General features: G+C 58.4%; 11 protein-coding genes and 2 tRNA genes. 5 read left to right on the top strand and 8 right to left on the bottom strand.

Annotation, left to right across the window (positions count from 1 at the left end):
- Positions 1-289 precede the first annotated feature (289 nt).
- The 3 genes from IMCC20628_RS08945 to IMCC20628_RS08935 form a co-directional block, all read right to left on the bottom strand.
- A tRNA-Pro gene (locus IMCC20628_RS08945) sits at positions 290-366 on the bottom strand.
- 81 nt (positions 367-447) lie between these two features.
- Entirely contained in the window at positions 448-900 is a 453-nt protein-coding gene (locus tag IMCC20628_RS08940) for a DUF192 domain-containing protein (protein WP_047029934.1), read from the bottom strand.
- Between the two features lie 6 nt (positions 901-906).
- Positions 907-1482, bottom strand: coding sequence for a cold-shock protein (locus IMCC20628_RS08935; RefSeq protein WP_047029933.1), 576 nt, complete (start codon positions 1480-1482; stop codon positions 907-909).
- A gap of 188 nt (positions 1483-1670) precedes the next feature.
- On the opposite strand from IMCC20628_RS08935, the gene IMCC20628_RS08930 reads away from it, so the two are divergent.
- The 3 genes from IMCC20628_RS08930 (at position 1671) to IMCC20628_RS08920 (ending at position 3757) form a co-directional block, all read left to right on the top strand.
- Positions 1671-2111, top strand: coding sequence for a VOC family protein (locus IMCC20628_RS08930; protein WP_047029932.1), 441 nt, complete (start codon positions 1671-1673; stop codon positions 2109-2111).
- 363 nt (positions 2112-2474) lie between these two features.
- A complete protein-coding gene (locus IMCC20628_RS24665) occupies positions 2475-3524 on the top strand; it encodes a YcbK family protein (protein WP_245307901.1) in 1050 nt (349 codons plus the stop codon).
- Between the two features lie 158 nt (positions 3525-3682).
- Positions 3683-3757 (top strand) — tRNA-Glu (locus IMCC20628_RS08920).
- A gap of 116 nt (positions 3758-3873) precedes the next feature.
- On the opposite strand, the gene recJ is transcribed toward IMCC20628_RS08920, so the two are convergent.
- From recJ to IMCC20628_RS08895, 5 genes are all read right to left on the bottom strand, one after another.
- Positions 3874-5676, bottom strand: coding sequence for a single-stranded-DNA-specific exonuclease RecJ (gene recJ, locus IMCC20628_RS08915; protein WP_047029931.1), 1803 nt, complete (start codon positions 5674-5676; stop codon positions 3874-3876).
- A 142-nt stretch (positions 5677-5818) separates the two neighbouring features.
- Complete coding sequence (gene glpX / locus IMCC20628_RS08910; RefSeq protein ID WP_047029930.1) at positions 5819-6805, bottom strand: class II fructose-bisphosphatase; 987 nt, start codon at positions 6803-6805, stop codon at positions 5819-5821.
- Between the two features lie 186 nt (positions 6806-6991).
- Complete coding sequence (locus IMCC20628_RS08905) at positions 6992-8314, bottom strand: homoserine dehydrogenase (RefSeq protein WP_047029929.1); 1323 nt, start codon at positions 8312-8314, stop codon at positions 6992-6994.
- Positions 8315-8414: 100 nt separating this feature from the next.
- Positions 8415-9635 (bottom strand): LL-diaminopimelate aminotransferase, encoded by a 1221-nt coding sequence (locus IMCC20628_RS08900; protein ID WP_047029928.1) that lies wholly within the window; start codon positions 9633-9635, stop codon positions 8415-8417.
- Between the two features lie 79 nt (positions 9636-9714).
- Positions 9715-10239 carry a hypothetical protein gene (locus tag IMCC20628_RS08895; RefSeq protein WP_047029927.1) on the bottom strand — a complete coding sequence of 175 codons (525 nt, stop codon included), beginning with the start codon at positions 10237-10239 and terminating at the stop codon, positions 9715-9717.
- 169 nt (positions 10240-10408) lie between these two features.
- On the opposite strand from IMCC20628_RS08895, the gene phaC reads away from it, so the two are divergent.
- On the top strand, positions 10409-12244 hold the full coding sequence (gene phaC, locus IMCC20628_RS08890) for a class I poly(R)-hydroxyalkanoic acid synthase (protein ID WP_047029926.1): 1836 nt from the start codon (positions 10409-10411) through the stop codon (positions 12242-12244).
- A gap of 96 nt (positions 12245-12340) precedes the next feature.
- Positions 12341-13063, top strand: a complete 723-nt coding sequence (gene sfsA, locus IMCC20628_RS08885) for a DNA/RNA nuclease SfsA (RefSeq protein WP_047029925.1) — start codon at positions 12341-12343, stop codon at positions 13061-13063.
- The last annotated feature ends 45 nt before the right edge of the window (positions 13064-13108 follow it).

Here is a 13108-nt window from a genome sequence, read left to right as displayed (position 1 = left end):
GGCTTCCATCCAGAGATGAAACGCTTCAGACCGGGCATCCCGAGACGGAGACCCGGCAAGTCCTGCCACGTACTGAATTGATCCTCGAACCGCTCTTGGGCCAGCGCCAGACTGGATGAAGGCACGGAGATATGCTCATCCAGGCGGAGAACCCGAAAAACCAAAACGCCCGCATCTTACAGCGGGCGTTTTCGGTTTTTACCATCAATGTTTCTGGCATATCATTGGCGGCAACTTTGCAACCATCCGTCAGGCCTTGTTTTCACCCCTTAAATCGAAAGGGAAGAAATGGTCGGAGCGGCAGGATTCGAACCTGCGACCCTCTGGTCCCAAACCAGATGCGCTACCAGGCTGCGCTACGCTCCGTTACCTAAGGCGTGATCCGGATACACCGGAACGGTATACCCCGCAACCTTTATTCGTCCCACAGGAGATTCTTTATGCAATTCATTTGCCTATCGCCCGATGACGGGCCCTGTCGCCGACCAGAATGCCGTGCCTCCGGGCCGTGCCTGCATTCAATTCAAGCACATAACGCACATGTCCAGGCGAGGAGATAATATCTTCCGAAAAAGGAACCGTGTCAGGCGCAATGCCGACGATGGTGCCCGAATCATCAAGAAACAGCATATCCAGCGCCAACGGCGTGTTCTTCATCCACATCATCACTGGGCGGGTTTGGTCGAACCGGAACAGCATGCCGTGTTTGGCGCCCATGCTTGGCCGATACATCAGGCCGATGCTACGTTCTTCCGGCGTCAAAGCCAGTTCCACGGCAAACGAGACCGAGCCGGTCTCAGTCTCAATGACCAGTCGCTCCGGATCAACAGGCGCGGCAAACGCTGCTGCGCTGAACATGAAGGTGAAAACGAGTGCAAGAATGTTCCGAAAGCAGCGCATGGCGGTTCAGTGCGAGTTCGGCACTGGCGAATCGATATCCGGATGGATTTCTGCCGCCATCAAACCTTTTTCGCCATCGCCGAATCGCACCAGCACCACTTGTCCTGGCCGCAATTCAGCCAAACCATAGCGCCTCAGCGTCTCCATATGAATGAAGATGTCCTCTGTCCCCTCGCCCCGGGTCAGAAAACCAAAACCTTTGGTGCGATTGAACCACTTGACGATCGCGCGCTCGAGGCCGCTTGAAGGCGTGACCTGGACATGGGTCCGCACCGGCGGCAATTGCGACGGGTGAACGGCAGTTGAGGTGTCCATGGAAAGGATTCGAAACGCCTGATAACCGCGTTCACGTTTCTGGATCTCGCAGACGATGCGGGTTCCTTCAAGCACGGTCTGGTAGCCGTCACGGCGCAGACAGGTGACATGCAGCAGCACATCTTCCATGCCATTGTCAGGAATGATGAACCCAAAACCCTTGGCGACGTCGAACCATTTGATGGTTCCGGTGATCTCGATGAGATCTACCGCGTCAGCATGGGATTCTGCCTCCACCTGATTCTTGTCTGAGGAACTTTCCCCCATCCGGATCCCTCTCCAATACGCGCCACAAAGAAATGAAGTGATTCTTGACAAAACATTAACATTGTATTGCGCGGGCAGTGCAAGCTCTGCTGCAAAACTTGTTGATCCATCCACTTCTATTGTGTCGGCATTGCCTCGGACACAATTGTGCCTATCGTAGGTCGCTTCAAGAATCATGGGGTAAGCCAATGCGTTATCTGCACACGATGGTCCGGGTCACCGATGTCGAGGCATCACTGGATTTTTATTGCAACAAAATGGGACTTGTGGAGACGCGCCGGATCGAAAACGACGCGGGACGGTTCACACTGATCTTTCTCGCCGCACCCGGCGACGAGAAACGGGCGTCGTCCGAACAGGCACCATTGTTGGAACTGACCTATAATTGGGACCCAGAAGAGTATCCCGGTGGCCGCAATTTTGGCCACCTCGCCTATTCTGTCGACAATATCTATGAACTTTGCCAGTCGCTGATGGACAATGGCGTCACCATCAACCGGCCCCCACGCGACGGACGCATGGCATTTGTCAGGTCTCCGGACGGAATCTCGATCGAACTGCTGCAAGAAGGTGATCGGCTCGATCCGGCCGAACCCTGGAAATCGATGGGCAACACCGGCGCCTGGTGAACTGACAGTCGGGCCCTGATTGGCATCTCAGACAAATCTTTGCGCGGCAAGCTTCGCGCAAAGATCAGCAGTTAAGCTATTGGTTAGGGTCATGCTTTCGCCGCATTTGCGACGCATCGCATGCTTTTGCCGTTAGCGCTCAATTGTCCGGTCGAGAAATCGGCTTTGTTCGTTTACAAAAACGTTGCAAATGGGTAGGCATCTTTCAAGGCCCTCGGGTCTGCCATTGCAAGAGATCGGGGACCTCAGAGATTGCAGACGGACGCGAACAAAGCAGTCAGGCGTGGCCTCAGCATCAACGCATTTTTGATGACGGGAGCCGTCGTCGCCCTGAGCGGGTGCGTATCCGCCGGTGATCCGGCAATGTTTGCCAGCCAGGGCTTTGCTCCCGGCACTCCGACGATGATGACCGAAAGCTCGCCCGCCGACCAGGCCGACGCCCTGCAGATGGCTACGGCCGCCGAAACTGCAACATCCAGCGACTTGCCACTTCCAATCCCCTCCCCAAACGCTGCCGATGCAAGCGCGCGCCAACCCGTTGCAGAGCAGACGGATACCACTGGCGCAGAGCCATTGGTGATGGCCAGCACCGGTATTGATGCCGTCAACCAGGGCATCACCCAGAATCAGCCGGTCCGGACAACAGCTAATCTCTACAGCACTGCTCCGGTCGTTACCCAGATTCCGGTCCCGCAGACCGCAACACCTGAGCTGGAACAAGCGGCACAAGCCACACCGACCGAGAGTGTTGCTGCACCCCAGCCGGACCAGACCGAAGCCCAGCCGCAAGTCCAGGAACTGGCCGTGGTTGCGCCACCGAAGAAGCAGTCGATTTTTGCGCGTCTGTTTGCGTCGCAACCGAAATCCGCAAAAAGTGCGCCCGCAGGAACCAAGAAACGGCTGGTTTCGCCAAAAGCTTCCCAGGTTGTCGTGGCGTCCAACGGCAGCACCGGCTCACTCCCGGGCGTCCGCCTTTCTGATATGATGGGGGTGGGGTCAAACAACACCTCATCGTCCGGCAACATACAATTGGCATCCGCAGCAGGCCTGGCCCGGCTTGCGCCCAACGGCCTGCACCTGCAGACCGACAAGGTTGATGCCGGCTGTTTCAAACCGCAGCTTGTGCGCGTCTTGAAAACGATCGAGGGCCATTACAAGCGTCCGGTGGTGGTCACCTCCGGCTATCGCAGCCCAAAACACAATCGCCGAGTCGGCGGAGCCTCCGGATCGCGCCACACCTCCTGCGAGGCGGCCGACATCCAGGTTGAAGGCGTGTCGAAATGGCAATTGGCCAAATACCTTCGCACAATGCCCGGTCGTGGCGGCGTCGGCACCTACTGCCATACAGAATCGGTTCACATCGATATTGGCAACACGCGTGATTGGAATTGGCGCTGTCGCCGCCGCAAGTAGCGCAAAACCGCCATTTCGACGCCGGTTTGCGGTCAACCGCACCGCATATTTGCCTGTCCTGAAAACAAACCAAATTTCGAAGACATTTTTTTACCGGAGACATCAATTATCCGCTTGCGGTCGCAAAGCGGGCTGACTATAAGACGGCCACATTGTACGCGCCCTTCGTCTATCGGTTAGGACGCCAGATTTTCATTCTGGAAAGAGGGGTTCGACTCCCCTAGGGCGTACCACAATCTTTCAAGCACTTCGCTTGATTCCCTCACCCGAAATTTCAGTTTTGTTTCTGCCCGCAGATGGCTTCGCCACGCCCGGTTTCGAGCGCGTACCGGATCAGGACGTTCCGCAGTCAGCGGGCTTGCGCAGCGTCGATCAGCCGGATCTGAACCCGCCGCACACCTTGCCAATGGTCCGCTGATATCGAACCCGCAAAATGAAACGGCATTCCTCGGCCTGCCAGCAGAGCGGCCCCCATTTCGGTGTCAGCCGCGCGAAAGGCAATTCCATTAAGCCGTCCGCCATCCGCACCCGACAAAGTCACCTTGAGATGATTCTGGCCGACTACGCGGACATCACTCAAGATATGTGCAGGCACCGCAAACACCGGCTGCGGATGGCCGGCGCCATAGGGTCCGGCGCGCTCGATCATGTCGACCAGATCGAGCGTTGCGCCGGACGCCGAGATTGCACCATCCAGCTTGAGCCGGTGCGATGCAGTCAGGCCAGCCACAGTCGCTGCGGCGTTCTCTTCAAAGAACGCCCGCAACTCGCCCAGACGGTTTGCTTCCACCGTCAGACCTGCCGCCATGGCATGTCCGCCGCCTTTGAGCAGCAGTCCGGTTTCGACCGCCTTGCGCACCAGACGACCGATATCCAGACCCGGCACCGACCGGCCTGACCCGGTTCCCTTGCCATTGCCGTCAAATGCTATGGCGAAAGCCGGTCGGCGATAACGTTCCTTCAGGCGCGAGGCCAGCAGGCCGACCACGCCGGGATGCCATCCCTTGCGCTCTGTGACGATGATGGCCGGGCCGTCGCCGCTGGCCATTTCGACCGCGGCTTCCGCATCTGCCTCTTCGAGCATCGCCGCTTCAATTGCCTGGCGTTCCTTGTTGAGCAGTTCCAGCTTCTCGGCAATCACTTCAGCTTCGGCAGGATCATCGAGCGTCAACAGACGGCTGCCCAGCGCAGCGTCCCCGATTCGCCCGCCGGCATTGATGCGCGGGCCAATCAGATATCCGAGATGATAAGGTGAGATAGGACCATTGACACCAGCGCGCTGGCAGAGCGCTGCCAGGCCGACATTGTTCATCGCCCGCGCCGCCAGCAGTCCCTTGACCACAAACGCCCTGTTGAGCCCCTTGAGCGGCACCACGTCGCAAACAGTGCCCAGGGCGACCAGATCAAGGCAGCCAAGCAGATCAAACGTCCCTGCCCGCGTATCGCCCTTCTTGCGCAACAGCCGCATGGTGCCCACCAGCACCATGAACACCACGCCACAGGCGCACAGATGGCCAAGCCCCGACAGATCGTCCTCCCTGTTGGGATTGACCAGCGCACAGGCCACAGGCAGTTCGCTTGCCACCTGATGGTGATCGATCACCACCACGTCGATTCCGCGTCTGGCGGCTTCCTCGAGTGATTCATGGCTGGTCGAGCCGCAATCGACGGTGATGATCAAACCGGCACCGCGGTCGATCAGTTCACCGATAGCTGTCGGGTTCGGCCCGTAGCCTTCGAATATCCGGTCGGGAATGTAGATTTCGCTGACCACGCCGAAATGGCGCAGGAATCGCTGCATCAATGCAGATGAGGTTGCGCCGTCGACATCGTAGTCGCCAAAGATCGCCACGCGTTCGCCGCTGGCAATGGCTTTGCCGATCCGCTCTGCCGCCGCATCGCAATCGGTCAGCTTGGAGGGATCAGGCATAAGCGATTTGATGGTCGGATCGAGGAAAGCCACCGCGTCGCCCATGGCAACATCGCGGCCGGCAAGCACCCGCGCAATGACATCAGGCAGACCGGTGGTCTGGGCGATCGAGATCGCCTTGTTCTCGCCGGTGATATCGAGGCGGGCAACCCATTTCTGGCCGGTCAGCGATTGCTCGACCCCGAGAAACGCCCGCTCAGTTGCGCTACTGCTGCCTGCCATCAAGAAACCAACCTGCCATCAGGCGCCTGGCCCCTATGGCTGCGCCGAAGACAATGCTCTTAGCGCAAACGAACCGGCGCGGCAAAGAATGCCTGTGCTCACGGCACCAATGCCGGTCTCACACGATCGTCGAGCGAAGGGCTCAGTCGAACTTGGTGAGATCCTGATGCCGGGCCTTGATTTCCCGCACCGTGCGCGATGACGAACGCATGACGATGGTGTGGGTGATGATCGCGTCCGGCGTGAACCTCACCCCCTGCAACAGATTGCCGTCGGTGACGCCGGTGGCGGCAAACAGCACGTCGCCGCGCGCCATGTCTTCCATGGTGTAAATCCGGCGCGGGTCAGAAATGCCCATATTGGCCGCACGGGCGATTTTCTCTTCGGAGTTGAGCTGCAACCGGCCCTGCATTTGCCCGCCGATGCAGCGCAGCGCTGCGGCGGCCAGCACACCTTCAGGCGCGCCACCGATACCGATATAGATATCAATGCCGGTTTCTTCGGGGTCGGTCGTATGAATCACGCCGGCCACGTCGCCGTCGCCGATCAGCCGGATCGCAGCGCCTGTGGCGCGGACTTCCTCGATCAACCGCGCATGCCTTGGTCTGTCGAGAATGCAGGCCGTCACCTCGTTCACCGGCACGCCCTTGGCGCGCGCCACGGCGTGGATGTTTTCGGTCGGCGTTGCTTCGAGAGAAACCGTATTGGCCGGGTAACCAGGCCCGATCGCGACCTTTTCCATATAGACGTCCGGCGCATAGAGCAGGCTGCCCTTTTCCGCGATCGCAATCACCGCCAGCGAATTAGGCAGGTTCTTGGCGCAAATCGTGGTGCCCTCAAGCGGGTCAAGCGCGATATCAACCTTGGCGCCGTCGCGGGTGCCCACCTCTTCACCGATATAAAGCATTGGCGCTTCGTCACGTTCGCCTTCGCCAATCACCACCGTGCCATCGATCGGCAAGCGGTTGAGTTCCTGGCGCATGGCGTCAACGGCAACCTGGTCGGCTGCCATCTCATCGCCACGTCCACGTAGCCGGGCGGCAGCCACGGCAGCGCGCTCGGTTACCCGGGCGATTTCCAGCGTCAGAATCCGGTCCAGTCCGCTTATCTCTTTCGGTGTGCCTGCCATGGTCTAATTCCCCAAACGATGTGGTTTGGCCGCTCATACAGCGGAAAAACCTGGCAAGGCAATCCAAAACCCGTTCAAAAAGCCGTTGTTTTTCAGGATTTTGACCTAATCCAGCACTAAATCGATTGAAGTTCGAACATGACTGCAAGGCCTTCTTACTGGTTCTGCAGCACCAGGACCGGATCCTCAGCTTTCGCGGGTGCGCTCGATACGGATGACCTGAGGTTCACCGGAGAGATAGCCCTCGGTCTTGATGCCATCCACAGCGGAGCGAACTTTTGACTCCGTCGTTGCATGGGTGACCAGAATGACGGTCTGCGCCGCGGCTTCGGATCCGGCCGGGCGGGCACGCTGAACGATGGATTCCAGCGAAATGTCGTTCTTCGCCATCATTGTGGCAATCGAGGCAAACACACCAGCCCGGTCATCAACCTTGAGCGAGATGAAGTAACCGCCTTCATGACTCTGGATTTGCGCCCGCGTGTAAGGCTCAAGCTTGTCGGCAGGACGCCCAAGCGCCGGGGCATGCTGATGGCCGGGCCGGCTCTTGGCAATATCGGCAATGTCACCCAGCACGGCAGAAGCGGTAGCGTCACCGCCGGCGCCAGGGCCCGACAGCATCAATTCACCCAGAATATCCGCCTCGATCGTCACGGCATTGGTGACTCCCTCGACCTGAGCGATCATCGAGCTTTTGGGCACCATGGTCGGATGAACACGTTGCTCAATGCCGGTCGCGGTTCGCTGCGCGACGCCGAGCAGCTTGATCCGGTATCCCAGTTCATCGGCGGCATGAATGTCATCAATCGAAATATTGGTGATGCCTTCGATGTAAACCTCATCGACCGCAATCTGCGTGCCAAATGCCAGGCTGGTGAGGATCGACAGCTTGTGCGCGGTATCGTAGCCTTCAATATCAAATGTCGGATCGGCTTCGGCGTAACCCAGTCGCTGGGCTTCAGCGAGGCATTCCGCAAAACCGAGATTGTCACGCTGCATCCGGGTCAGGATGTAATTGCAGGTGCCGTTCAGGATCCCGTAGATTCGCGTGACCGAATTGCCGGTCAGCGATTCCCGCATCGCCTTGATCACAGGAATTCCGCCCGCGACAGCGGCCTCGAAATTCAAAAGCACGCCGTTTGCTTCAGCCAGGCGCGCCAATTCGACACCATGCTTGGCAAGTAGGGCCTTGTTGGCTGTGACCAGATGGCGGCCTGCGGTCAGTGCCGCAATCGCCGCCGCATGCGCGGGATCAGCGTCCCCGCCGATCAATTCAACCAGCACATCAATATCAGCGTCGCGTGCCATCACCACCGGGTCGTCGAACCAGGTCACCCCGTCCAGATTGAGGCCGCGGTCGCGGCTGCGATCGCGCGCGCTGACTGCGGTGATCAGGATTTCACGTCCGCAAATTTCGGTCAGCAGATTGTGCCGGGTGGTGATGGCGCGAAACAGCGCCGCGCCTACGGTTCCAAGTCCTGCAATGCCGATTTTGAGGGCATCAGTCATGATTACAATCCACTTGTCTGGCGTCGTGTCGGAATAGTCCGCGCTGGTGGCGCGGACCGAAGAAATGCAAGGGCGGGTTTACCGATGGACAGACTGTCGGTCAACGCCGGGCGGACAATGGCACCACGTTGTCACTGCCGCCGCCGGTCTCGGTCGCGAAGAAGCGCTTGATGTTTCGGGCAGCCTGGCGGATCCGGTGCTCATTTTCCACCAGTGCTATACGAACATGCTCATCGCCATATTCACCAAAGCCGATACCGGGCGCGACCGCCACATCAGCCTTCTCCACCAGCAGTTTGGAAAACTCCAGCGAACCGAGATGCTTGAATTGTTCGGGAATAGGAACCCAGGCAAACATGGTTGCCGGCGGCGGCGGTACATCCCAGCCGGCTTTGCCGAAACTGTCGACCAGCACGTCACGGCGTCGCTTGTATATCGAGCGGACTTCGGCAATGTCGGCACCGTCGCCATTCAGTGCTGCAGTGGCTGCAACCTGGATCGGTGTAAAGGCACCATAATCGAGGTAGGATTTCACCCGGGTCAACGCCGAAATCAGCCGTTCATTGCCGACGGCAAACCCCATCCGCCAGCCCGGCATTGAAAACGTTTTCGACATCGAGGTGAACTCGACACAGATATCCATGGCGCCCGGGACCTGCAGAACCGATGGCGGCGGTGAACCGTCAAAATAGATCTCCGCATAGGCCAGATCGGACAGCACGATGATATCGTGTTTCCTGGCGAAGGCGACGACGTCCTTGTAGAAATCAAGTGTAGCCACATAGCTCGTCGGATTGGACGGGTAATTGAGAATGAGCGCCAGCGGCTTCGGAATCGAATGCCTGACGGAACGTTCCAATGCCGAGAAAAAGCTGTCATCCGGCACCACATCCAGCGAGCGGATGACGCCGCCTGACATGATAAAGCCGAAGGCGTGGATCGGGTAGGTCGGATTGGGGCAAAGGATCACGTCGCCAGGCGCGGTGATTGCCTGAGCCATGTTGGCAAAGCCCTCTTTGGAGCCAAGCGTGGCGACAATCTGCGTCTCGGGATCAAGCTTGACGCCGAAGCGCCTCTGGTAATAGCCGGCCTGAGCCCGCCTGAGTCCGGGAATACCCTTTGACGTCGAATATCGGTGGGTGCGTGGATCTCTGACCGCTTCACACAATTTGTCGACAATAGCAGGTGGAGTAGGGAGATCCGGATTGCCCATGCCAAGATCGATGATATCGGCCCCGCCTGCCCGCGCCGACGCTTTCAGCCGGTTGACCTGTTCAAACACATAAGGCGGAAGTCTGCGGACTTTGTGAAATTCTTCCATGGAATTCCCCAGGATTGTGGGCTGCCGGCGCGCGGCCTGATTTCACGGGTTTGCGTCCAAACCGGTTCAAACGCAAGGTTTAATTCTCGATTTCCTGCTGCGTATCGCTGCCATGACTCGCCGCAAGCGCCCGAAGTTCCCGTAGCCGGGATTCGTATTGCGCCCGCGCATCAGGCGTCGCTGCCCGGCTGCGCAACAGCTCGGCCATTTCCGCCTCGGCCGCTGTTTTCTCCGCATCCGACAGCTGTGCATTGGCAGTGCTCGGAAGCCGGCCTAACGACGGATACTGACCGGTCCGGTTTGCGCCCGTGGCGACAAATTCCTTGTTTTCCACCGGGGCAGTCTTTTCGATCGGAACAATCGAGGTAATGCCGGGGTTGCGACGTATGACGGTTGGCGCCGGCGCTGTATCAGGCGCTGGCGCTTCGCTTTGCGCTGCACCAGTCGCCACCACGATCTCGGAGCCGGCAGGCGCAGCAGCGCCAACTTGCAGACTGTTGGCGGGGGCGGTCTTGGGCGCGGCATCTTCCAGCGAGGCCGTTTGGCATCCAGCCGTAACAAGCATTGCAAGCGTGAGAACCGCGAGGCGAGCATTCGAGATCATGATCACGTATTTTCCGGTCTCCACCAAAGGGTGGTCATGACATAGACAAAAAAAGTCCGTATCAAGAAAGAACTATAGCTTGTCATGGCAAACGAGCACCACAACCAAGCCGATTTAAGGCAGAAGACAGACCGGAGGCAAGCTCTGGATGTCGACAGGAGGCGCAAACATGGCGGACAAAGGCAAAAACCCGACATCGGAAACCAAAACCGACAGCGAATCTTCACCAGCCGAAGCCTATGTCGTCAAGGATCCCGAAGCCTTCGCCCGCAATATTGCGCGGATGCTCGAGGAATTGGGCAAAGCGGCGACCGCGTGGGTTGAGCCGCGGGAAAAGGGGGAAGTTGCCGACACCATGTCCGAACCGGTGACCGACATGGTCAAGACCTTTTCCAAGGTTGGCGAATACTGGCTGTCTGATCCGAAGCGGGCCATCGAAGCGCAGACCTCGTTGCTCACCGGTTATTTCGACATGTGGAGCCAATCCGTCAAACGCATCTCTGGCGAAGACACCACGCCGCCGCCAAAACCTCGTGGCAAGCGCTTTTCCGATCCGGATTGGGACGACAATCCGTTCTTCGAATTCCTGAAGAATGCCTATTTCATAACTTCCGACTGGGCCAACAAGCTTGTCGCCGACAGCGAGGGGCTTGATGAGCACACCCGCCACAAGGCGGCCTTTTACATGAGCCAGATCACCTCGGCCCTCTCACCCGCAAATTTCATCGCCACCAACCCCGAACTCTACAAGGAGATGGTCGCTTCCAACGGGGAGAACCTAGTCCGGGGCATGCACATGCTGGCCGAGGATATCGCCGCCGGCAAGGGTGAGCTCAAGCTGCGCCAGTCCGATTCGTCAAAATTCACTGTGGGTGAAAACATCGCGGTCTCGCCGGGCAAGGTGATTGCGCAGGATGATGTCTGCCAGATCATTCAATACGATCCGAAGACAGAATCCGTGCTCAAACGGCCGCTATTGATCGTTCCGCCTTGGATCAACAAGTTCTATATCCTTGATCTCAATCCGAAAAAGTCCTTCATCAAATGGGCGGTCGAACAGGGGCAGACGGTTTTCGTGATCTCTTGGGTCAATCCGGACAAACGTCATGCCAACAAGGATTGGGAATCCTATTCGCGTGAAGGCATTTCCTTTGCACTCGACACCATCGAGCAAGCCACAGGCGAGCGGGAAGTGAGCGCCATTGGATATTGCGTCGGCGGGACATTGCTTGCCGCGACGCTGGCACTTCACGCGCAGGAAAAAGACACGCGGATCGCGGCCGCCACATTCTTCACCACCCAGACGGATTTCACCTATGCAGGCGATCTGAAGGTGTTTGTCGACGAGAGCCAGATTGCCTCGATTGAGTCTTCGATGGAGAAAAACGGCTATCTCGACGGCTCCAAGATGGCGACCGCCTTCAACATGCTGCGCGCCTCCGATCTGATCTGGCCCTATGTCGTCAACAACTATCTCAAGGGCAAGGATCCGATGCCCTTTGACCTGCTCTACTGGAATTCTGACGCGACGCGGATGCCGGCCGCCAACCATTCGTTTTATCTGCGCAATTGCTACCTCGAGAACAATCTCTCCGAAGGCCGGATGAAGCTGGCTGGCAAGACCCTTGATCTCGCAGACATCAAGATCCCGGTCTACAATCTCGCGGCCAAGGAAGACCACATCGCCCCTGCCCGGTCTGCCTATATCGGCGGCAAACTGATGGGTGGTGCCGTCACTTATGTGATGGCCGGGTCAGGCCATATTGCCGGTGTGGTCAATCCACCGGAAGCAGGCAAGTACCAGTTCTGGTCCGATGGCCCAAAGAATGCCGAATTCGACGACTGGGTGGCCGGCGCCAAGGAGACGCCGGGCTCCTGGTGGCCACATTGGCTTGAGTGGATCCGCTCCAACTCATCCGAAGAGGTGCCAGCGCGCCAGCCAGGCGGTGGCAAACTCACTCCCATCGAGGATGCACCGGGCTCCTATGTCCGCGCACAGGTTTGACAGCAAACGCACTTGCGACGTTGAAACCTGCAGTCAATCAAAACGTGGGCCAATGGTGTTTGCAGGTCCTGGCAAAGCCTGCTATTCGCCCGCCGCATGAAGTTTGATCCGCCGCTGATCCCCGCGACTCTTATCCGTCGTTACAAACGCTTTCTGTTCGATGCCGAGCTGGAAAACGGCGAAGTGATCACCGGATCCTGTCCCAACACCGGATCCATGCGCGGACTGACAACACCGGGATCGAGGTGCTACCTGACGACGCATTCCGGCGGCACGCGCAAATATGCCCACGCACTGGAACTGGTGGAAGCCGATGGCACCCTGGTCGGGATCAACACCGGACGACCCAACCGCTTGGCCGAGGACGCGATCAGTGAGGGACTGATCGGTTCACTCGACCGCTATGGCGAACTCAGGCGCGAAGTCAAATATGGCGTCAATTCCCGTATCGACATCCTCCTGCAAGATGCTGACTTGGGACGCGCCTATGTCGAGGTCAAGAATGTGCATTTTTGCAGGAGCGCCGGTTTGGCGGAATTTCCCGACAGCCCCACCAGTCGCGGTGCAAAGCATCTCGAAGAACTCGGCGACATGGCCGACGCCGGTCATCGTGCCATCATGGTCTATCTGATCCAGCGGTCCGATGTGGAGCGTTTCAGCATCTGCAGTGAGTTTGACCCCGCTTATGCCGTGGCGTTTGATCGCGCCATGAAACGCGGGGTTGAAGCTTGCGCCTTGCGATGCAAGATCACATCTGAGCAAATACAAGCTGAATCGCTGGTCCCCGTTGAAGAATCCGGTTTAAACAGCGTAACATGAAACCCCGCCGCCGCGCCGGCCGGGACAAGACAAAGCGAGCCTGCC

Source organism: Hoeflea sp. IMCC20628 (assembly GCF_001011155.1).
Lineage (GTDB): Bacteria > Pseudomonadota > Alphaproteobacteria > Rhizobiales > Rhizobiaceae > Hoeflea.
The sequence above is the reverse complement of the archived record's forward strand: the minus strand, read 5'-3'. Positions and strand labels throughout refer to the sequence as shown.